The sequence below is a fragment of the Streptomyces sp. NPDC003284 genome (assembly GCF_053589675.1).
This window is the reverse complement of the sequence record NZ_JBSFSI010000003.1, coordinates 91,748-112,038: the sequence shown is the minus strand read 5'-3', so window position 1 is coordinate 112,038 and position 20,291 is coordinate 91,748. Positions and strand designations below refer to the sequence as shown.

The following is a 20,291-nucleotide window of genomic DNA, read 5'->3' as shown; positions in this document are numbered from 1 at the left end:
TCGGTCCCATGCGAACCGACCCTTATCCCGGTCCTCTCCCGGCACGGGAGCACCTCCCGGCCGCGGACGCCGGTACACCGGTCCTGGACGTGGTGATCCCCGTCTACAACGAGGAGAAGGACCTCCGGCCCTGTGTGCTCCGCCTGCACGAGCACCTGACCCGGACCTTCCCGTACGCGTTCCGCATCACCGTCGCCGACAACGCCTCCACCGACAGCACCCCGCGGGTGGCGGCGGCGCTGGCGGCGGAGCTGGCCGGGGTGCGCAGCGCGCGCCTCGAACAGAAGGGGCGGGGCCGCGCCCTGCGAGCCGTCTGGTCGGCCTCGGAGGCACCGGTCCTCGCCTATATGGACGTGGACCTGTCCACCGACCTGAACGCGCTGCTGCCCCTGGTGGCGCCGCTGATCTCCGGCCACTCCGACCTGGCCATCGGCTCCCGGCTCGCCCGCAGTTCACGGGTGGTGCGCGGCACCAAGCGGGAGCTGATCTCCCGCTCCTACAACCTGATCCTGCGCGGCTCGCTCCAGGCCCGCTTCTCCGACGCGCAGTGTGGGTTCAAGGCGATACGGCGCGATGTCGCCCAGGTGCTGCTGCCGCTGGTGGAGGACACCGGGTGGTTCTTCGACACCGAGATGCTGGTGCTCGCCGAACGGGCCGGGCTGCGCATCCACGAGGTGCCGGTCGACTGGGTCGACGACCCGGACTCCACGGTGCACATCCTGCGGACCGCGACCGACGACCTGAAGGGCGTGTGGCGGGTCGGCAAGGCCCTGGCCACCGGTTCGCTGCCGCTGGACCGGCTCGCCCGGCCCTTCGGTGACGACCCGCGCGACCGGGACATCCAGGACGTGCCCAGGGGACTGGCCCGGCAACTGGTCGGGTTCTGCGTCGTCGGTGTCCTGTCCACCCTCTTCTATCTGCTGCTCTACAGCCTCTTCCGGCAGTTCGCCGGCTCCCAGACCGCCAACGCGCTCGCCCTGCTGGTCTCGGCGGTCGCCAACACCGCGGCCAACCGGCGGCTGACCTTCGGTGTGCGCGGGCGCGGCGGCGCGGTGCGCCACCAGGCGCAGGGCCTGGTGGTCTTCGCCATCGGCCTCGCGCTGACCAGCGGCTCCCTGGCGGCGCTGGCCATGGCGACCAGGGAACCGGCGCACTCCACCGAACTGGCCGTCCTGGTCGCGGCCAACCTGGCCGCGACCGTGCTGCGCTTCCTGCTCTTCCGCGCCTGGGTCTTCCCGGAACCGCGCGAGGAGCCGCCACGGACGGCGCCCGCGCACCCGCAGGGGTCCCGGCCCGTCGCGATCCGGCCCCAGCACCCGTACGGCACCCGCCACGACCACAGCGACACCGACGCCATCGGCCGCAGCGCCGCCGAAGACAACGGCCTCGACCTCGACCTCGAAATCGACCTCGGAATCGACCAGAAGGACCCCCGATGAGCACCGAACACGACCGGGACGGTCGCCAGCCCGGCACGGGTACGTCCTCCTGGGACCCGCCCCCGGCAGCACCTCCGGCAGCACCTCCGGCAGCACCCCCGGCCGCGTCACCCTCCGTATCCCCGTCCGTGTCCCCGTCCGCGCCCGCATCCGCCGTGGCGACGGCCGAACCCCCGGTCCCGGCCGCCGCCCCGCCCTCCGCGGCCCCCGCCCCGCACGGCGCCGATCCGCGGCTGCCCTTCGCGCGCCGCCTGTGGCGCGGCCGGCCCGAGGATCCGCGCTGGGCCCGGCCCGCCCTCCTCGCCCTGCTGCTCGCGACCGCCCTGCTCTATCTGTGGAATCTGAGCGCCTCCGGCTACGCCAACTCCTTCTACTCGGCGGCCGTGCAGGCGGGCAGCACCTCGTGGAAGGCGTTCTTCTTCGGTTCGCTGGACGCGGGCAACGCCATCACCGTGGACAAGCCGTCGGCCGCACTGTGGCCGATGGCGCTCTCGGTGCGGCTGTTCGGCCTCAGCTCCTGGGCGATCCTCGTGCCCGAGGTGATCATGGGCGTCCTCACGGTCGCCGTGGTGTACGCCTCGGTGCGCCGCCGGTTCAGCCCCGCGGCCGGACTGATCGCGGGCGCGGTGCTCGCGCTCACCCCGGTGGCCGCGCTGATGTTCCGCTTCAACAACCCGGACGCGCTGCTCGCCCTGCTCATGGCGCTCACCGTGCACCTCGTGGTCCGCGCCCTGGAGGACGGACGCACCAAGTGGCTGGTGTGGGCGGGCGTGGCGGTCGGCTTCGCCTTCCTGGCCAAGACCCTCCAGGCGTTCCTGATCCTGCCGCCGCTGGCCCTGCTCTACGGGATCTGCGGGCCGGTCGCCCTGCGCAAGCGGCTCGGGCAGCTCGCGCTGGCCACCGTGGCGCTGGTCGTCTCCGGCGGCTGGTGGGTGGCGGTCGTCGAGCTGTGGCCGGCCTCCTCCCGGCCGTACATCGGCGGTTCGCAGCACAACAGCTTCCTGGAGCTGACCTTCGGCTACAACGGCCTCGGCCGGATCAACGGCGACGAGACCGGCAGCGTCGGCGGCGGAGGCGGTCCGGGCGGGCGCGGCGGCGGGGGCGGCATGTGGGGTGAGACCGGCTGGGACCGGATGTTCAACTCCGAGGTCGGCGGCCAGGTCTCCTGGCTGCTGCCGGCCGCGCTGATCCTGCTGGTGGCCGGGGTGCTCGTGACCCGCAGGGCCCGGCGCACCGACCTCGCCCGCGCGTCCTTTCTCGCCTGGGGCGGCGCGCTGCTGATGACCCTGGCCGTCTTCAGCTACATGGCGGGCATCTTCCACCAGTACTACACGGTCGCCCTCGCGCCCTACCTCGCGGCCGTGGTGGGCATGGGCGTGACCGTGCTGTGGGAGGAGCGGTCCAGGACCTGGGCGTCGCTCACGCTGGCCGCCGCCGTCACGGCGACCGCCGCGTGGGGGTACGTCCTGCTGCACCGCACCCCCGACCACCTGCCGTGGCTCCGCTGGCTGGTCCTGGTCGGCGGTCTCGCCACCGCCCTCGGACTGGTCTTCGTGACCCGGATCGGCCGGCGGCTGGCCGTCGCCGTGGTCGCCGCGGGCTTCGTGACCTGCCTGGCCGGTCCGACGGCGTACACGCTGAGCACGGTGGACTCCGCGCACACCGGCTCCATCCCGACGGCGGGTCCGGCGGGCGCGGGCATGCGGGGCTTCGGCGGCCGGGGCGGCTTCCCCGGCGGCGGTGAGGGCATGCGCGGCGGCCTCCCCGGCGCGGGCGGCCAGCCGGGCCGGAACCAGCAGAACGGCAACGGCTTCCCGGGCGGCGGCACCGGCGGCACCGGCGGCACCGGCGGCACCGGCGGCACCGGCGGCTTCCCGGGCGGCGGCTTCCCCGGCGGCGGCCAGAACGGCGGGACCGCCCCCAACGGCCAGAACGGCACCGGTGGCCAGAACGGCAACGGCTTCCCCGGAGGCGGCTTCCCCGGTGGCGGCCGGACCGGCGAGGGCGGCCGCGCGGGCGGCCCCGGCGGCATGGGCGGCCTGCTCGACGGCGCGAACGTCTCCGCCGCCGCCAAGAAGCTGCTGGAGCAGGACGCGTCCGCCTACACCTGGGCCGCCGCGTCCATCGGCTCGCAGAACGCGGCCAGTTACCAGCTCGCCACCGGCAAGCCGGTCATGGCGATCGGCGGCTTCAACGGCACCGACCCGTCCCCGACCCTGGCCCAGTTCCAGCAGTACGTGGCGCAGGGCCGGATCCACTACTTCATCTCCGGCGGCGGCATGGGCGGCGGCATGGGCGGCAACGGCACCTCCGCCCAGATCACCTCCTGGGTGGAGAAGACCTTCAAGAAGGTCACGGCGGGATCGGCCACGTTCTACGACCTGACGCAGAAGACAGACACCACGGACAGCACCGGCAGCACCGGCACCACCGGCGGCACGGACAGCACCGGCTGACGGACGCCTGAGCACCCCTCACCGCACCAGGGGAGGCGGCGGCCGTACACCGGCCACCGCCTCCCCTCGCTGTGCCCGCCGCGCCCGGGGTAAATGCGTTGTACACCGTACAGGGACAGTTCTACGCTGTATGGCATGTCAACCGCCTCCCCGGACCGGACCGGGGCCCCGAGCCTGCCGCAGCCCCAGGGCCACCCCCAGCGCTGGCTGATCCTGGGCGTCATCTGTCTCGCGCAGCTCACCGTGCTGCTCGACAACACCGTCCTGAACGTCGCGATCCCCTCGCTCACCCGCGAGCTGCACGCGGCCACCTCCGACATCCAGTGGATGATCAACGCGTACTCGCTCGTGCAGTCCGGGCTGCTGCTGTCCGCGGGCAGCGCGGCCGACCGCTACGGCCGCAAGAAGATGCTGATCGCGGGCCTGGCCCTGTTCGGCGCGGGCTCGCTGGTCGCCGGACTCGCCCAGTCCACCGGACAGCTGATCGCCGCCCGCGCGGGCATGGGCGTCGGCGGCGCGCTGCTGCTGACCACCACGCTCGCTGTCGTGATGCAGATCTTCACGCCGGACGAGCACCCGAAGGCCATCGGCATCTGGAGCGCGGTCAGCGCGCTGGGCTTCGCGGCCGGGCCGCTGATCGGCGGCTTCGTGCTCAACCACTTCTGGTGGGGCGCGATCTTCCTGATCAATCTGCCGGTGGCGGCCCTCGGCCTGGTCGCGGCCGTCGTCCTGGTCCCCGAGTCGAAGGCGGCCCGCGCCCCCCGGCCGGACCCCGGCCCGGCGGCGGCCCCCGGCTCCCCGGACCCGGGCGGCAGTCCCGGGCGTCCCGACCGCCCCGACCTGCTCGGCGCGCTGCTGTCCACGGTCGGCATGGCCGCGCTCGTCTACGCCATCATCTCGGGCCCCACGCACGGCTGGACGTCGGCGCGGGTGCTGGGCACGGCGGCCGCCGCCGTGGTGGTGCTGGCGGTCTTCGCGCGCCACGAGAGCCGGACCCCGTACCCCATGCTCGACATGCACTTCTTCCGCGACCGGCGGTTCACGGGCGCGGTCTCCGGGGCGGTGCTGATCGCGTTCGGGATGGGCGGCTCGCTGTTCCTGCTCACCCAGCACCTCCAGTTCGTACTGGGCTACGGCCCGCTGGAGGCCGGTCTGCGCACCGCGCCGCTCGCCCTGACCGTGGTGGTGCTGAACTTCTCCGGGCTCGGGGCCAGGGCGACGGTGAAGCTCGGTACCCCGGTGTCGATCCTGCTCGGCATGGTGCTGCTCTCGGGCGGCCTGGTGTCGATCGCCCTTCTGACGGAGCACGGGTACGCCGGTACGCTCCTCGGCCTGCTGCTGATCGGCGCCGGTACCGCGCTCGCCGGTCCGGCCATGGCGCACGCCATCATGAGCGCGATCCCACCGGCCAAGGCGGGGGTCGGCGCCGGGGTGAACGGCACGCTGGCCGAGTTCGGCAACGGGCTCGGGGTGGCCGTGCTGGGCGCCGTCCTCACCTCGCGGTTCGCCGCGCTGGTCCCGGTGGCCGCGACCTCCCTGCCCGCCGCGCTGGCCGCGGCGCACGACGGCGCGGAGCGGGACCGGGTCCTGGACGCGTACGCCTCCGGGCTGTCCACCAGCCAGCTCGCCGGGGCGGCGGCCGTGCTGCTCGGCGGCGTACTGGCCGCCGCGTTGCTGCGCCGGGCGGAGCGGGCAGACTCGGAGGTGGCGGCGGAGGCAGGGGCCTGAAGGCCGTCCCGGGGCTCCGCCGGGAGGCGCCCGCGCGAGGAGATCTAGCATGACGGGCGTCGGGACGGCTGAGGAAGGTGCGCCATGGTGAAGGCAGCGGGAGCCAGGGGCGCGGCCCGGACCAGTGTCTGGCTGGCGGGCAGGGAACGCCGGGGCGGGCGCGGCGGCGGGCAGCCGTCCGGGCTCGACCGGGAGCGGATCACCGCGGCCACGGTGCGGCTGCTGGACGCCGACGGGCTGTCCGGGTTCTCCATGCGCCGGCTCGCCGCCGAGCTGAACGTCACCGCGATGTCCGTCTACTGGTACGTCGACACCAAGGACGACCTGCTCGAACTCGCCCTCGACGCGGCCTTCGCCGAGCTGCGCCTGCCCGAGGCGGAGGCCGGGACGGACTGGCGCGAGGAGGTGCGCTCGCTCGCCGCCGAGTACCGCGCGCAGCTGGTGCGCCACCCCTGGGTGTCCCCGCTGCACGGCCGCTACCTGAACATCGGCCCGAACCACCTGGCCTTCTCGCGCGCGGTGATGGGCGTCATCGGCCGCACCGGACTGCCCGAGCACCGGGTGGCCGGCGCCATCGCGGCCGTCTTCCAGTTCGTCTACGGCTACGGCACGATCGAGGGCCAGTTCCTGAGCCGGTTCGCGGACAGCGGCATGAGCGTGGACGACTTCCACCGGCAGGCGATGCGCGAGGCGCTGGAGCACCGGACGGCGGCGGACGTCATGCGGCGGTCCAAGGAGATCAGCGACGCCCGCGGCGGCGACACGGTCGCGGAGATGCTCGACCGCGACTTCGCCTTCGCCCTCGACCTGCTGGTCGCGGGCATCGAGGCGATGGTCGCCCGCGGCGGCTGAGCGCCCCCGCCCGGTCCGCTACGGCTCCCGCGGTGCCAGGCGCGCCGGGAAGCCGCCGGTGGCGACCGGGCCCCAGCGCTCGGGGGTGATGCGGATGAGCGACTTGCCCTGGTCGGTCATCGCCTGCCGGTACTCGTCCCAGTCGGGGTGCTCACCGGCGATGGCGCGGTAGTACTCCACGAGCGGTTCGACCGAGTCCGGCGCGTCCACGACCTCGGCGGTGCCGTCGATCTGCACCCAGGGCCCGTTCCACTCGTCGCTGAGCACGACGAGGGCCACCCGGGCGTCCCGCTTGGCGTTGCGGGTCTTGGCCCGCTCCGGATAGGTGGAGACGACGATCCGCCCGGCGCCGTCCACCCCGCAGGTCAGCGGAGAGGCCTGCGGGCCGCCGTCGGCGCGCCGGGTCAGCAGCAGGGCGCGGTGGCGGGGGCGTACGAAGTCGAGGAGTTCCTCGCGCGAGACGCGGGTGTTGGTCGCGATGCCGGGTGCCATGCCCGCAGCCTAGGACAGGTCCCGGGGCCCGGCCCGGCCGCCGGGCCGCTCATGTCCGCAGCGCCTGCTCCGGGTCGTCGTACACCGGGACGTCCCGGCGTACGCCGGTGACCTCCAGGACGCGGCGGGGGATGCCGTGCGGGGCCGCCGCGACCCGCAGCCGGATGTGCGGGGGCAGCCGGTGCAGGACGTCGAGGACCAGCCGGGCGCCCTGGGAGTCCATGAAATCGGTCTGCGTGAGGTCCAGCACCAGCAGGCGCAGCCGGGCGGCGCGGGCGGCCGCGTGCGCGAGGACACCGGCGCACAGGGCGGGGGCGTTGGACAGGTCGATCTCGGGCGGCAGGACGAACAGCGTGCCGCGGCCGGGCACGTCACGCACCCGGCACGGGCTCGGGATGTGGGTCATGGCACTCACCTGGGGGATAGGCGGACATCCGTCCGGTCAAGGCCCGTCCGGCGGGCGGCCGCCGGGCCGGGGGCCCCTCGTCGGCAGGCCGACGGAACCCAGGCCGCTTCCTGACCCGTCGTACCCCATTCCACCACTCCCACGCGCCGGTTCCCAGGGCCCGGGGCCGACCGTCAACCAGGCGTAAGACTCCTGGAAGGACGAGATAAGGTTCTGCTCGTCCTGTGCTCGCAGTCGGGAATGTGCTGCGGAGCTCTCCTGCGCATGGCCTTGGTGCCGTGCATGCCGAAGAGGTTCGTGGTGCCTGCGTCCGACTTTTCTGAATTGCCCCGTTTTTCGGGGGGCATCGAGCTGTCCGAAGCCCTGACCGTGGCCGCTCAGCAGCTCCATGACACCGACAGCCCGCACAACACCATGCGCGCCGCCGTCCGGCTCGCCGTGCATCTGCTGCCGGGCGCCGAGTACGCGGGCATCGCGGTGCTCGACCGCGCGGCCCCGCCCCGCACGGTGGCCTGGAGCGACGACGTCGTACGCGCCGCCGGGGCCCCGGACGGCGACGGCCGCCGGCCGCCCTACTGGGACGGGCTGTGGCAGGCGCCCGTGGTGCGGGTGACCGACAGCGAGACCGAGGACGGCTGCGCGGCCCTGGCCGCCGCGGGGCTGCGCTCGGCGCTCGCGCTGCGGCTGCGCGCCGAGAAGCGGCGGCTGACGGTGCTCACCGCCTACTCCGGCAAGCCGCGCGCCTTCGACGCCACGGCGGTCCGGGTGGGGCGGCTGTTCACCGCGCACGTGAGCCTCGCCCTGGACTCGGCGACCGTGCGCGAGCAGCTCACCGAGGCGATGCGCACCCGCGACCTGATCGGCCAGGCCACCGGCATCCTGATGGAGCGTCTGGACATCGACGCGGCCGAGGCGTTCGACAGCCTGGTGCGCGCCTCGCAGCGGGAGAACGTCAAGCTGCGCGACCTGGCCCGCCGTCTCGTCGACACGAAGAACGCCACGTGAGGGCGGCGGCGGGGCCGGGGTGAGGCGCGGGGCGGACGTCAGGCCGCGGGCAGGGAGTCGCCCTGCACGGCCTGGATGTCCAGCTCCACCTTCAGGGTGGTGCCGATGGCGGCGATGCCCGCCTGGAGGACCTGGTTGTAGTTCATGGCGAAGTCCTCGCGCCGCAGTTCGGTGACGGCCCGGAAGGCGGCGCGGGTGCCGCCCCAGGGGTCGGCGCCGGTGCCGAGGTAGGCGAGGTCGAGTTCGACCGGGCGCACCACGCCGTGCATGGTCAGCTCGCCGCCGACCGTCCAGCGGTCCGAACCGGCGGCGGTCAGCGCGGTGCTCCGGAAGGTGATCTCCGGGTACCGCTCGACGTCCAGGAAGTCCGCGGACTTCAGATGGCCGTCGCGCATGCCGTTGCCGGTGTCGATGGAACCGGCCCGGATGACCGCCTCCACCCGGGACTTGGTGACGTCGTCGGGGGCGATCTCGATGGTGCCGCCGAACTCGGTGAACCGGCCGTGCACGCTGGAGATGCCCAGGTGCTGGGCGACCGCGGCCACCGAGGAGTGCGCCGGGTCGATGGTCCACGGCCCCGGCGGCGGCAGCTCGGTGCCGCCCTGGCGGGCCAGCGTCACGGTGCCCGCCTCGGCCCGCCCGCTGGCGGTGACGATCGCGCTGGAGGCGGCCGGCGCGTACCCGACGGCGGTGACGATGACGGTGTACGCCCCCGGCGCCAGCTCGGTGGTGTCCCGCACCGCGCCCTCGTGGTCGGCCTCGGCGCGCAGCACCTGCGTCCCGGTCATGTCGGTCACCGTGACGACCGCGTGCGACACGGCCCATCCGTCCCGGGTGCGGATCCTCGCGGTCAGTCCCATCCCGTTGTCTCCCTGAGAAGCCTTGCGTAAAAAGTCCGGAAAATGACCGGCCCGCGGCAGGGCGCCTCCACTGGGAGCGCGCCCCGCCCCGGGCCGGGGGTGAACTACTCGCCGGGGTGGGCGAGTGCGATGTCGTGGTCGTCGACACCGCGGCCCGAGACCGCGAGCGCCGTCGCCACCGGCGGGTAGCCCGTCGCGATGACGGTGTACTCGCCGCTGTTCAGGTCGGTGAAGGCGTACGCCCCGTCCACGCCGGTGGTGGCCGTGCCGACCACGTTGCCCGCCGCGTCGACCAGCGTCACGCGGGCGTCCGCGAGCGGACCGTGCGGGGCCCGTACGACGCCCTGGAGCTGCGCGCCGGAGTCCAGGTCGACCTCGATCCGGGTGACCCCGGTGCCGCCCACCTCGACGGGCAGCGCGCGCGGCCGGAACCCGGCGGCGTTCACCGCGACGGTCACCACGCCCGGCACCAGCTCGGCGAAGGAGAACTCGCCCTGCTCACCGGTGGACCCGGTGGCCAGCAGATCGCCGCGCACATCGGTGACGATCACCATGGCGTCCTTGACCGGCAGGGTCGTCTCCGCGGCCCGCACCACACCGCTCAGTCCGCTGGTGCCGCTGAGCAGGATGTCGAACGCCACCGGCTCGTCGTGGACGACGATCGTGGACGCCTGCGGCTGGAAGCCGTCGGCGGAGGCGATCAGGACGTACGAGCCCGCGCCGGGCGTGTCCACCGTGTAGCCGCCGTCGGCCTGCGCGACCGCACGGCCGAGCTGGCGGCCCGTCAGCGAGATCAGCGTGACGGCGGCCCGGGGCACCGGGGCGCTCTCGGCGCCGCGGACGAAGCCGTGCACCGGGATCCCGCCGCCCGCGGGGGCCGCGGCCGGCTCCCGCGGGGCCGCCGTGGCGACGGCGGCCATCCGCTGGGTGCCCTCGGGGCCGGTCTCCGTGGTGGCGGCGGCCGTGGCCCAGCTGGGCACCTTGTCCTCGGCCGGGGCCGCGAACTGGTCGGCGGCCGCGAGGGGGGCCTGCTCCTGGGCCTCGGCGACGGCCGGGGCCGCCACCGGGTCGACCGGGGCCGGCTCGCCCTCGGCGCTCTGCGCGAGACCGCCCCGGGTGCGCAGCGGGACCTCCTTGATGAACAGCGTGATCAGGAAGGCGATGGCGGCCATGCAGCCGGCGATCAGGAAGATGTCGGCGATGCCGTGCCCGTAGGCGCTCTCGATGACCGTGCGCAGCGGCGCCGGGAGCTTGGCGACGTCCGGGATGGTGCCGGTGGACGAGCCGCCCATGGCGGCCTGGTACTTCGGGTCGAGTCCGGCCAGGCCGTCCTTGACGTAGTCGGTGATCCGGTGGGCCAGGACCGCGCCGAGCGCGGAGACGCCCACCGCGCCGCCCAGCGAGCGGAAGAAGGTGACCGTGGAGCTGGCCGAGCCGAGATCGCTCGGGTCGACCTGGTTCTGCGTGCACAGCACCAGGTTCTGCATCATCATGCCGATGCCGAGACCCAGCAGGGCCATGAAGATCGCCATCTTCCAGTACGCCGTGTCGTACCGGATGGTGCCCAGCAGGCCGAGGCCCGCCGTCACCAGCACGCCACCGCTGACCAGCCACGCCTTCCAGCGCCCGGTGCGGGTGATGAACTGCCCGGAGAGGGTGGAGGAGACGAACAGACCGCCGATCATCGGGATGGTCAGCACACCGGACATGGTCGGGGTCTTGCCCCGGGCCAGCTGGAAGTACTGGCTGAAGAAGACCGTGCCGGTGAACATCGCGACACCGACGAAGAGCGAGGCGAGCGACGCCAGCGTGATCGTGCGGTTGCGGAACAGCCGCAGCGGGATGATCGGCTCGGCGGCCCTGGACTCGATCAGCACGAACAGCAGGCCGAGGAGGATCGATCCGCCGACCATGACGGCGGTCTGCCAGGACAGCCAGTCGTACTTGTCACCGGCGAAGGTGACCCAGATCAGCAGCAGCGAGACGGCCGCGGCGATCATGGTCGCACCGGCCCAGTCGACCTTCACGTCCCGCTTGACGACGGGCAGGTGCAGGGTCTTCTGGAGGACGATCAGGGCGAGGACCGCGAAGGGCACGCCGACGTAGAAGCACCAGCGCCAGCCCAGCCACGAGGTGTCGGTGATGACACCGCCGAGCAGCGGGCCGCCGACGGTGGCGACGGCGAAGGTGGCACCGAGGTAACCGGAGTAGCGGCCACGCTCGCGCGGGGAGATCATCGCGGCCATGACGATCTGCGCCAGGGCGGACAGACCGCCGACGCCGACGCCCTGGACCACGCGGCAGACGATCAGCATGCCGGGGTTCTGCGACAGCCCGGCGGCCATCGACGCCACGACATAGATGATCAGGGCTATCTGGACGAGCGCCTTCTTGCTGTACAGGTCCGCCAGCTTGCCCCACAGGGGGGTCGAGGCGGTCATCGACAGCAGGGCGGCGGTGACCACCCAGGTGTAGGCGGACTGGCCGCCACCGAGGTCACCGATGATCTTCGGCAGGGCGTTGGAGACGATCGTGGACGACAGGATCGCCACGAACATGCCGAGCAGCAGCCCGGAGAGCGCCTCCATGATCTGCCGGTGCGTCATCGGAGCGCCGTCCGGGGAGCCGCCCCCGTGCTTGGCGTGAGCCCGCACACCGGCTGGTGTGGTCGTTGCCATGGGCTTCCTTTACTTACGTGCTTGCGGGTGTACGGGTGGTCTCTTCGATCACGGGCTCGGGGATCCGGACCGACGTGGACCGGCAGTCGCCGAAGCTGTCGCGGAGCCTGGTCATCAGCCGGATGAGCTGGCCGACCTCGTCGTCGGTCCAGTCGCTCAGCCGCTCCGCCAGCAGGTGCGTGGTGCGCCGGGACAGGTCGTCGAGCCGGTCGTTCCCGGCGGGCGTCAGGCGCAGGATGCGCGAGCGCTTGTCCGCGGGGTCCGGCAGCCGGTCGATCCAGCCGCGCGCGGCGACGTGCGCGACATGCCGGCTGGTCACCGACAGGTCCACGGCGAGCAGCTCGGCGAGCTTGCTCATGCGCATGTCGCCGTGCCGGCCGAGCAGCGTCAGCACGGCGGCGGATCCGGCCGGGCAGTCGGGCGGCAGGATCCGCCCCATGTCCCGTTTCACGGCGCCGATGGCGCTGAGCTGACGCGCCAGCTCTTCGTACTGCGCGCGCTCGGCCATCACACCTCCCGTAATCGTTGCTTGGGGCAACCATAAGTTCGTTGGTTGCTGAAGGCAAACAAATCCGGGGTCGATGGCGCAAAAACTTGGCAAAGGCAAGTATTGCGACCGTAAACACGCAGGTGAAGAGCGGGAACGCGGGTTCCCCGGCCCGGGGGCGGCGGCAGCGGCCGCCGGGGCGCCGTCCGGGGCGCCCGGCACCACCGGACCAACAGCACAAACAGGCCCCCCACTTGGGCAGGGGCCCGCGTCTTCGCTAGGGTCTCGGCCCATGGCTAACACCCAGGGCCCCCAGGGCAACCACGACCCCGCCGGCAGCACCCAGATGTTCCGCGCGTTCGTCGACGAGGCCGCCCCTCAGGCGAGGCAGCAGCCGCAGGCGGCCGCCGGTCCGCGGGTCGGCCTGATCATCGGCGTCGTCGTCGCCGTGATCGTCGTCGCGGCCGTCGCCTGGCTGGCGCTCAAGTAGCGCTCATCGCTCAGGCAGCGCTCGTACGGGACGGCGGGCCGGGCCCGGTGCGCGGCGGCCGCTCGGCGGACAGCACGACGGCCGCCGACGCGCCGCGTGGGCGCCTCGGCGGCCGGTACGGGCCGCGGGACCGGGGTCCGGGCCGGACTCAGTCCGAGATGAGCCCCTCGCGGAGCTGGGACAGCGTCCGGGTCAGCAGCCGGGAGACGTGCATCTGCGAGATGCCGACCTCCTCGCCGATCTGCGACTGCGTCATGTTGGCGAAGAAGCGCAGCATGATGATCCGCCGCTCACGGGGCGGCAGCTTGGCGAGCAGCGGCTTGAGGGACTCGCGGTACTCCACGCCCTCCAGCGCCGTGTCCTCGTAGCCGAGGCGGTCCGCGAGCGAGCCCTCGCCGCCGTCGTCCTCGGGGGCCGGGGAGTCGAGCGAGGAGGCCGTGTACGCGTTGCCCACGGCGAGGCCGTCGACGACGTCCTCCTCCGACACGCCCAGCACGGTGGCGAGTTCGCCGACGGTCGGGGAGCGGTCGAGCTTCTGCGACAGCTCGTCGCTGGCCTTCGTCAGCGCCAGCCGCAGCTCCTGGAGGCGCCGGGGCACGCGCACCGACCACGAGGTGTCGCGGAAGAAGCGCTTGATCTCACCGACCACCGTCGGCATCGCGAAGGTCGGGAACTCCACGCCGCGTTCGCAGTCGAAGCGGTCGATCGCCTTGATCAGGCCGATGGTGCCGACCTGGACGATGTCCTCCATCGGCTCGTTGCGCGAGCGGAAGCGGGCGGCGGCGTAGCGGACGAGCGGGAGGTTCAGCTCGATCAGGGTGTCCCGGACGTAGGCACGCTCGGGGCTGTTCTCGTCGAGCACGGCGAGCCGCAGGAACAGGGAGCGGGACAGGGTGCGGGTGTCGATGGCCTCCGGGGCCTCGAACGCCGGTGCCGGGGCCGGGACGGCCGGAAGGGCCGCCACGTCGTCGAGGGCGTCGATCGGTTCGAGCGCCGGGGAAGGCGCCTCGCCCTTGGTGAGCGTGAGCACCTCGGAGCTGCCCTGTTCTGCGGACATGCCACCCCCTCTGGGTCGCGGGACGGTCGTGGCGGCGTTCTCTGACGAGGAGAACATCAGCCTTCACCTGAATACCGGAGCCGGAGCCACGGCAAACGCGCTTCCCGCAGAATGTCACATGTCGGCAACGCGCTGTAGTGACATGTCGACATCGACGACATGAATCAGCCCTGGCAGAAAGGGGTCTGACGGTCTTTCGGGGGAAGATGACGGGATCCGCCCTGGTGAGCGATTCGCTCGTGACGGTTACGCCTCGATCCTGTTTGCGGACCGCAGCCGCTGGAAGCTGCGCGCGAGCAGTCGCGAGACATGCATCTGGGAGACGCCGAGCTCCGCACTGATCTGCGACTGGGTGAGATTGCTGTAGTAACGCAGCAGCAGGATGCGCTGCTCGCGCTCGGGGAGCTGGACGAGCAGATGGCGGACCAGGTCGCGGTGCTCGACGCCGTCCAGGGCCGGGTCCTCGTAGCCGAGCCGGTCGAGCAGTCCGGGCAGCCCGTCGCCCTCCTGGGCCGCCTCCAGCGAGGTCGCGTGGTACGACCGGCCCGCCTCGATGCAGGAGAGCACCTCGTCCTCGCCGATGCGCAGCCGCTCGGCGATCTCGGCGGTGGAGGGGGAGCGGCCGAAGGCGGTGGTCAGGTCCTCCGTCGCGCTGTTGACCTGTACCCACAGCTCGTGCAGGCGGCGCGGGACGTGGACGGTGCGGACGTTGTCCCGGAAGTACCGCTTGATCTCGCCCACGACGGTCGGCATCGCGAAGGTGGGGAACTGCACGCCCCGGTCCGGATCGAAGCGGTCGATGGCGTTGATGAGCCCGATCGTGCCGACCTGGACGACGTCCTCCATCGGCTCGTTGCGGGAGCGGAAACGGGCGGCCGCGTAGCGCACGAGCGGGAGATTGGCCTCGATGAGCGCCCCGCGCACGCGGGCGTACTCCGGGCCGCCCGGCTCCAGCTGCTTCAACTGGGCGAAGAGCACCTGGGTGAGGGCCCGGGTGTCGGCACCGCGCCGCTTCTCGGGGGGTGTGGCGGCCGGTGCGGAGGGCGCGTCCGCCGACTGGGCGGAAGCTTCCTCCTGGGGCGGCGCAGTACTGGCCGACACGGTCAACGCCACCTCTTCGTCGATCAACTCATCCGTCAAAAGCGGTCATAGCATCACAAGACAGGCGCTAAGTGTTCAAGCACCGCATATGCACGTGTTGAGGGATGAATTAGTGCATCAGGTGTGTGTGGCGGCGCGTGCGCCAGGTGTGCGCGGACACGACGAAGCCCCGCACCGCTCGGGTGCGGGGCGCGGCGGGGGCCACGGGGCCGGGGAAGGGCTCAGGGGGGCCGTACGGGGCCGTACGGCTAGAACTCGTAGTCCGCGATCACCCAGGTGGCGAACTCCCGCCACAGGGCCACACCCGCCTGATGGGCCGGGTGCTCCAGATAGCGCTTCAGGGCGTCCGCGTCCTCGACCGCCGAGTTGATGGCGAAGTCGTGGGCGATGGGCCGGTCGCTGATGTTCCAGCCGCACTCCCAGAAGCGCAGGTCCTCGATCTGCTCGCCCAGGGCGCGGAACGCCGCGACACCCTCCACGACGCGCGGATCGTCGCGCCGGACGCCCTCGTTGAGCTTGAAGAGGACCAGGTGGCGGATCATCACTTTCCTCCGTTCGCGGCCCAGGTCATGAAGTCGCCGATGGCCTTGGCGGCGTTCGATATGCCCTCGAAGCCTATCTGGACGTAGTCGGCGGCCTTGGCCGGGTCGGTGATGACCACGTACAGCACGAAGACCACGAGCACATAGACGACGACCTTCTTGGCGTTCACCGCCACCGTCTCCCCCTGTCGCTGGTTGCCCCTGCCGCCGGCCGCCCCGTCGTCGACCGCCGCGCGCCGAGCGCTGTCGATGATCGCACGATAGTTGCACGAAGGGCCCCGTCCGACGGACGGGGCCCTTCTCAAGCGGTAGCGGAGGGATTTGAACCCTCGGTGACTTGCGCCACACTCGCTTTCGAGGCGAGCTCCTTCGGCCGCTCGGACACGCTACCGAGAGAGACCTTACAACACCCGGGGTCGTAGACCGAAATCCGTTTCCCGGGGCCCGGCGGGACGGGCTCAGCGGGTCCGGAAGAAATCCGTGAGGAGCCCGGCGCACTCCCCGGCGAGCACGCCCTCGACGACCTCGGGCCGGTGGTTGAGCCGCCGGTCGCGCACGACGTCCCAGAGCGATCCGGCGGCGCCCGCCTTCTCGTCCCGGGCGCCGTAGACGACCCGGTCCACCCGGGCCAGGACGGCGGCTCCCGCGCACATCGTGCACGGCTCCAGCGTGACGACCAGCGTGCAGCCGGACAGCCGCCACTCGCCCGTCCGCGCGGCGGCCCGCCGCAGGGCGAGGACCTCCGCGTGGGCGGTCGGGTCGCCGGTCGCCTCACGCTCGTTGTGCCCGGCTCCGAGCACCGTCGTGCCGTCGCCGGAGAGCACGACGGCACCGATCGGGACGTCGCCGCCCCGGACGGCGAGCCGGGCCTGCTCCAGAGCGAGCCGCATCGCCCCCCGCCAGGGGTCGCGGACGGGGTCGGGATCCCTGGCGGGGGGGCCGGAGCCGGAGTCGGGAGCGGCAGCGGGGCCGGGGGCGGTCCCGCAGCGCTCCGGGTGGTCGGGATGGTCGGGGTGGTCCGGGTGGTCGGACCGGTCAGTGGATCCGGGGTGGCCGGGCCGACCGGGGGATCCGGACCGGCCGGGGCGTGGCGCGCCGGCCGGGTCGTGCGGTCCGGACGGGCGCGGTGTGCCGTCGGGCCGGGGCGGGTGCGGGGTCAGCGGACGGTCTCCAGCACCTCCGAGGCGCCCAGGACCTCGGCGATCGCACCCAGCGCGTCCTCCGCGTCCAGAGCGCGCAGCTCCTTCTCGCCGATGCCGAGGTCGTCGAGGATCTCGGCATCGCCCAGCGGGCTGTGCGTGATGGCCTCGGCGGCACCGGGCTCCTCTTCCTCGTCGTCGGAGGAGGAGGGCTCGCCGTCCTCCGTGCCGTCGAGGTCGAGGGCGTCGAGATCGGGGCCGTCGTCACCGGGATCCCGGCCGAGCAGTTCGTCGGTGAGCAGGATCTCGCCGTACGAACTGCGGGCCGCGGCCGCGGCGTCCGACACGTAGATGCGAGGGTCCTCCTCGCCGTCCACCCGGACGACGCCGAACCAGGCGTCCTCCTGTTCGATGAGGACGAGCACGGTGTCGTCCTCGGCCGAGGCCTCCCTGGCCAGGTCGGCCAGGTCGGCGAGCGTCTCCACATCGTCGAGCTCCGTGTCGCTCGCTTCCCACCCGTCTTCGGTGCGCGCGAGCAGTGCGGCGAAGTACACCGTGACTCTCCCACTGGTCATAGGCGTGCCGGTTGGGGGTCCCCCCGGCGGAGGTCGTGGGCGGGAAGAAGCTGGGCTCCGAGCCCCACCCACTCGGAATCGTGGCAGAAACAAGGCGATCAGGGGACGTCTTCGGCTCCCTGTGTCCGGCTCTTTTGCGGCTCGTCGGTAAAGGACTCACCAGCGCACTCGTTGCCGCCACCTGCGGATCGTACGCGGCATTGCCCGGCAGTCACGAAGGTCCGCCCCGGAACGTCGGCCCGGGTTTCCGTCTCGCCCCGGCTTCCCCAGGGCTTCGCCCGTACTTCCCCGGGGCTTCCCCGGAGCGTCCGCGGACCGGTGGGCGGGCGCCCGCCGCTCGCGCGCTACCAGCGGAACGTGCGCATCCGCATCGCGTGCCGCAGCCGGGCGGCCTTGGCCCGCCGGGGCTGGACGCGGTCGCGCAGCTCGCGGGCCTCGGCGAGGTCGCGCAGGAACTGGGCCCGGCGGCGGCGACGCTCGGCCTCCGTGTCGGCGCCCGGGGCGGTGTCGGTGCCGCTGTCGGCGCTGGTGCCGGTGCCGGTGCTGGTGCCGGTGGTCATGGTGGCGCGGCTGGCGGTGAGAGGGCTGGTGATCGGGCCCGTGCCCGGTCGGCCAGTCGGTCCGCTCGTCGGTCCGCCTGTCGGTCCGCCGGTGGGTGTGGTGCCGTCCGGGTCCGCGGGGTCCGGCTCCCGGCGCGTGCTCCTGCGGCGTACCGCCGCCGTGGCCGCGCTCCTCGGCCGCTCCGCCGCCGCTTCGGGCCGCTCGCCCGGCGACGGTCGCTTGCGGGTCTGCCGGTCAGCCATCGGTCACCACCCCAGTTCCGTCCCTCCCACTTTCCCCCGGACGGCGGGTTTGATGCCACGACGGTGCCGGAGGGGGCGGGTGCGCCCGCCCCCGGTGCCAGGACGGTGGCGGGCGGGCGGGCGCGCGGAGCGCCCGGTTACTGTTGGCACATGCGTCTCCACGTCGTCGACCACCCCCTGGTCGCCCACAAGCTCACCACGCTGCGCGATAGGCGCACCGACTCCGCGACCTTCCGCCGGCTGGCCGACGAGCTCGTCACCCTGCTCGCCTACGAGGCGACCCGGGACGTGCGGACCGAGCAGGTCGACATCGCCACGCCGGTCGCGCGGACCACCGGCGTCAAGCTCTCCCACCCGCGCCCGCTGGTGGTGCCGATCCTGCGCGCCGGACTCGGCATGCTGGACGGCATGGTGCGGCTGCTGCCCACCGCCGAGGTGGGCTTCCTCGGCATGATCCGCAACGAGGAGACGCTCCAGGCGTCGACGTACGCCACCCGGATGCCGGAGGACCTCTCCGGCCGTCAGGTGTACGTCCTCGACCCGATGCTCGCCACCGGCGGCACGCTGGTCGCCGCGATCCAGGAGCTGATCAAGCGGGGCGCCGACGATGTGACCGCGGTGGTGCTGCTGGCCGCCCCCGAGGGCGTCGCGGTCATGGAACGCGACCTCGCGGGCACCCCGGTGACCGTCGTGACGGCGTCGGTCGACGAACACCTGAACGAGCAGGGCTACATCATCCCGGGCCTGGGCGACGCGGGCGACCGGATGTACGGGGCGGCCGAGTAGGACCCCGCTGCCGGTCCCGCCGGTCCCGCCCTCCGGCCGAAGGAACCTCCGGCAGAAGGAAACTCGGGTCGAAGGCACCTCGGGTCGAAGGCCCCCCGGTCGAAGACGATCGATCCCTCCGACCGCCGACCGGACGACGTCGTCGTGTGTCGTCCTGGTCGGCCGGGCGGCCGGGCGGGTTCCGCCGGGCGGCCGGGTTCGGCGAGCCCGCGGTGGCGGCTCCCGGCCTCAGCAGCTCTTCTGCGAGGCGCCGGGCGTCGGCCGGGGCGCGGCCAGGGCGGTCAGTGCCTTCTCGGCGGCCTGCTGCGGCGCCAGTTGCTTGAACGCGTCGCCGATGATCAGGTCGACGTCGGCGCCCTTGCGCGTGTCGGTACGGCTCTCGGCCCCCGGGAGCTGGGTGCCGAGCACCGGCAGCGAGCCGTCGAGGGCCGGTGCGGCGCCGAGCAGCATCCCGGCGCCCTTGACCTTCTTGTCGTACTCCTTGGGCGCGTTGCCCACCTTGCCGATGCGGAAGCCGCGCTTCTTCAGCTCGTCCGCCGTCTGCTTGGCCAGTCCGCCGCGCGGGGTGGCGTTGAGGACGTTGACGGTGATCCCGCCCGGCTTGGGCAGCGCGTGGGCCGTGGCCGCCGGGGAGGGGCCCGTCCGGGCCGCCGCGCCGGTCGCGCAGTGCGTCCCGCCGCCGGCCGCGGCCGCCTTGTCGCCGCCGCCCGTGAAGACGTCGATGAGCTGCAACGTGCCCCAGCCGGCCACTCCGAGCACGACGACGGAGGCGGCGACCGCGGACACGAGCTTGCCGTGCCGCCGGGGCCGGCGCATCCGCGGGTACTTGTTCCCGGTGATCCGGTACTTCCCGCCCATGCCGGGGGGAGTCAGCATGCTCATGGGCGCAGCGTAGTGCGCCGGGGCGACGATTCCTACCAGATGATCATTCGATATCGCCCAGGAGAACCCGAAAGGTCCAAACCGATGCCGGAGGCCCGTCCGGGCCCGGGCGCCGATGCGGAGCCGGTCCGGGGTCAGCCCAGTTCGAGCACGCGCGCGTGCAGGACCTGGCGCTGCTGGAGCGCCGCCCGCACCGCGCGGTGCAGTCCGTCCTCCAGATACAGGTCGCCCTGCCACTTCACGACGTGCGCGAAGAGGTCGCCGTAGAAGGTCGAGTCCTCCGCCAGGAGGGTCTCCAGGTCGAGCTGCTGCTTGGTCGTCACGAGCTGATCGAGGCGGACCGGGCGCGGCGCGACATCCGCCCACTGCCGGGTGCTTTCCCGGCCGTGGTCGGGGTACGGCCGGCCGTTTCCGATGCGCTTGAAGATCACACGGAAAGCCTACCGGCCCGGAGCTTCCGGGCGCAGCCTCGGCAGCGCAGTGCGACGCTGGAAATGCCATGGCAAACCCGGG

The 20,291-nt window shown here is 72.9% G+C and carries 21 protein-coding genes and 1 tRNA gene; 7 read left to right on the top strand and 15 right to left on the bottom strand.

The window, feature by feature from the left end; genetic code table 11:
- Positions 1-8 precede the first annotated feature (8 nt).
- The 4 genes from ACWDYF_RS07530 to ACWDYF_RS07515 all read left to right on the top strand — a co-directional run bounded on the left by ACWDYF_RS07530 (position 9) and on the right by ACWDYF_RS07515 (position 6,475).
- Positions 9-1,439 (top strand): glycosyltransferase, encoded by a 1,431-nt coding sequence (locus tag ACWDYF_RS07530; RefSeq protein WP_381739011.1) that lies wholly within the window; start codon positions 9-11, stop codon positions 1,437-1,439.
- Complete coding sequence (locus ACWDYF_RS07525; RefSeq protein ID WP_389462827.1) at positions 1,436-3,895, top strand: mannosyltransferase YkcB-related protein; 2,460 nt, start codon at positions 1,436-1,438, stop codon at positions 3,893-3,895. Before ACWDYF_RS07530 ends, ACWDYF_RS07525 begins: the two co-directional genes overlap by 4 nt.
- 135 nt (positions 3,896-4,030) lie before the next feature.
- The gene (locus tag ACWDYF_RS07520; protein ID WP_389462828.1) at positions 4,031-5,623 is read left to right on the top strand and encodes an MFS transporter; all 1,593 of its coding nucleotides are present in this window, start codon (positions 4,031-4,033) and stop codon (positions 5,621-5,623) included.
- A gap of 84 nt (positions 5,624-5,707) precedes the next feature.
- A complete protein-coding gene (locus ACWDYF_RS07515; RefSeq protein ID WP_381739014.1) occupies positions 5,708-6,475 on the top strand; it encodes a TetR/AcrR family transcriptional regulator in 768 nt (255 codons plus the stop codon).
- 18 nt (positions 6,476-6,493) lie between these two features.
- Here ACWDYF_RS07515 and ACWDYF_RS07510 read toward each other — a convergent pair whose 3' ends face one another.
- Positions 6,494-6,967: a PPOX class F420-dependent oxidoreductase gene (locus tag ACWDYF_RS07510; RefSeq protein ID WP_381739015.1), complete on the bottom strand. Its 474-nt coding sequence runs from the start codon at positions 6,965-6,967 to the stop codon at positions 6,494-6,496.
- Positions 6,968-7,016: 49 nt separating this feature from the next.
- Entirely contained in the window at positions 7,017-7,373 is a 357-nt protein-coding gene (locus ACWDYF_RS07505) for an STAS domain-containing protein (RefSeq protein ID WP_018566327.1), read from the bottom strand.
- A gap of 282 nt (positions 7,374-7,655) precedes the next feature.
- Between ACWDYF_RS07505 and ACWDYF_RS07500 the strand changes: the two genes are divergently transcribed.
- A complete protein-coding gene (locus tag ACWDYF_RS07500; RefSeq protein ID WP_381739016.1) occupies positions 7,656-8,378 on the top strand; it encodes a GAF and ANTAR domain-containing protein in 723 nt (240 codons plus the stop codon).
- A 38-nt stretch (positions 8,379-8,416) separates the two neighbouring features.
- On the opposite strand, the gene ACWDYF_RS07495 is transcribed toward ACWDYF_RS07500, so the two are convergent.
- The 3 genes from ACWDYF_RS07495 to ACWDYF_RS07485 form a co-directional block, all read right to left on the bottom strand.
- Positions 8,417-9,238, bottom strand: a complete 822-nt coding sequence (locus ACWDYF_RS07495; protein ID WP_389462829.1) for a YceI family protein — start codon at positions 9,236-9,238, stop codon at positions 8,417-8,419.
- Between the two features lie 104 nt (positions 9,239-9,342).
- Complete coding sequence (locus ACWDYF_RS07490) at positions 9,343-11,916, bottom strand: MFS transporter (RefSeq protein WP_389462830.1); 2,574 nt, start codon at positions 11,914-11,916, stop codon at positions 9,343-9,345.
- Between the two features lie 13 nt (positions 11,917-11,929).
- Positions 11,930-12,424, bottom strand: a complete 495-nt coding sequence (locus ACWDYF_RS07485; protein ID WP_389462831.1) for a MarR family winged helix-turn-helix transcriptional regulator — start codon at positions 12,422-12,424, stop codon at positions 11,930-11,932.
- 271 nt (positions 12,425-12,695) lie between these two features.
- On the opposite strand from ACWDYF_RS07485, the gene ACWDYF_RS07480 reads away from it, so the two are divergent.
- Complete coding sequence (locus ACWDYF_RS07480) at positions 12,696-12,893, top strand: hypothetical protein (RefSeq protein ID WP_064533972.1); 198 nt, start codon at positions 12,696-12,698, stop codon at positions 12,891-12,893.
- Positions 12,894-13,041: 148 nt separating this feature from the next.
- On the opposite strand, the gene ACWDYF_RS07475 is transcribed toward ACWDYF_RS07480, so the two are convergent.
- The 8 genes from ACWDYF_RS07475 to ACWDYF_RS07440 form a co-directional block, all read right to left on the bottom strand.
- The gene (locus ACWDYF_RS07475) at positions 13,042-13,950 is read right to left on the bottom strand and encodes an RNA polymerase sigma factor SigF (RefSeq protein ID WP_018566333.1); all 909 of its coding nucleotides are present in this window, start codon (positions 13,948-13,950) and stop codon (positions 13,042-13,044) included.
- 246 nt (positions 13,951-14,196) lie between these two features.
- Positions 14,197-15,057: an RNA polymerase sigma factor SigF gene (locus tag ACWDYF_RS07470; protein ID WP_026252283.1), complete on the bottom strand. Its 861-nt coding sequence runs from the start codon at positions 15,055-15,057 to the stop codon at positions 14,197-14,199.
- A 242-nt stretch (positions 15,058-15,299) separates the two neighbouring features.
- Positions 15,300-15,593 (bottom strand): Dabb family protein, encoded by a 294-nt coding sequence (locus tag ACWDYF_RS07465; protein ID WP_018566335.1) that lies wholly within the window; start codon positions 15,591-15,593, stop codon positions 15,300-15,302.
- Positions 15,593-15,763, bottom strand: coding sequence for a hypothetical protein (locus tag ACWDYF_RS07460; RefSeq protein ID WP_389462883.1), 171 nt, complete (start codon positions 15,761-15,763; stop codon positions 15,593-15,595). Before ACWDYF_RS07460 ends, ACWDYF_RS07465 begins: the two co-directional genes overlap by 1 nt.
- Positions 15,764-15,899: 136 nt before the next feature.
- A tRNA-Ser gene (locus ACWDYF_RS07455) sits at positions 15,900-15,984 on the bottom strand.
- A 67-nt stretch (positions 15,985-16,051) separates the two neighbouring features.
- Positions 16,052-16,483, bottom strand: a complete 432-nt coding sequence (gene tadA, locus ACWDYF_RS07450) for a tRNA adenosine(34) deaminase TadA (RefSeq protein WP_382845100.1) — start codon at positions 16,481-16,483, stop codon at positions 16,052-16,054.
- Positions 16,484-16,749: 266 nt separating this feature from the next.
- Positions 16,750-17,286, bottom strand: a complete 537-nt coding sequence (locus tag ACWDYF_RS07445; RefSeq protein ID WP_389462832.1) for a tRNA adenosine deaminase-associated protein — start codon at positions 17,284-17,286, stop codon at positions 16,750-16,752.
- A 365-nt stretch (positions 17,287-17,651) separates the two neighbouring features.
- Positions 17,652-17,867, bottom strand: a complete 216-nt coding sequence (locus tag ACWDYF_RS07440; protein WP_389462833.1) for a hypothetical protein — start codon at positions 17,865-17,867, stop codon at positions 17,652-17,654.
- 393 nt (positions 17,868-18,260) lie between these two features.
- On the opposite strand from ACWDYF_RS07440, the gene upp reads away from it, so the two are divergent.
- On the top strand, positions 18,261-18,896 hold the full coding sequence (upp, locus tag ACWDYF_RS07435) for a uracil phosphoribosyltransferase (protein ID WP_018566340.1): 636 nt from the start codon (positions 18,261-18,263) through the stop codon (positions 18,894-18,896).
- A 228-nt stretch (positions 18,897-19,124) separates the two neighbouring features.
- On the opposite strand, the gene ACWDYF_RS07430 is transcribed toward upp, so the two are convergent.
- Together ACWDYF_RS07430 and ACWDYF_RS07425 are read right to left on the bottom strand one after the other, a co-directional pair.
- Positions 19,125-19,754 carry a LytR C-terminal domain-containing protein gene (locus ACWDYF_RS07430; protein ID WP_018566341.1) on the bottom strand — a complete coding sequence of 210 codons (630 nt, stop codon included), beginning with the start codon at positions 19,752-19,754 and terminating at the stop codon, positions 19,125-19,127.
- Between the two features lie 158 nt (positions 19,755-19,912).
- On the bottom strand, positions 19,913-20,209 hold the full coding sequence (locus ACWDYF_RS07425) for a type II toxin-antitoxin system VapB family antitoxin (RefSeq protein WP_003986294.1): 297 nt from the start codon (positions 20,207-20,209) through the stop codon (positions 19,913-19,915).
- Positions 20,210-20,291 lie beyond the last annotated feature (82 nt).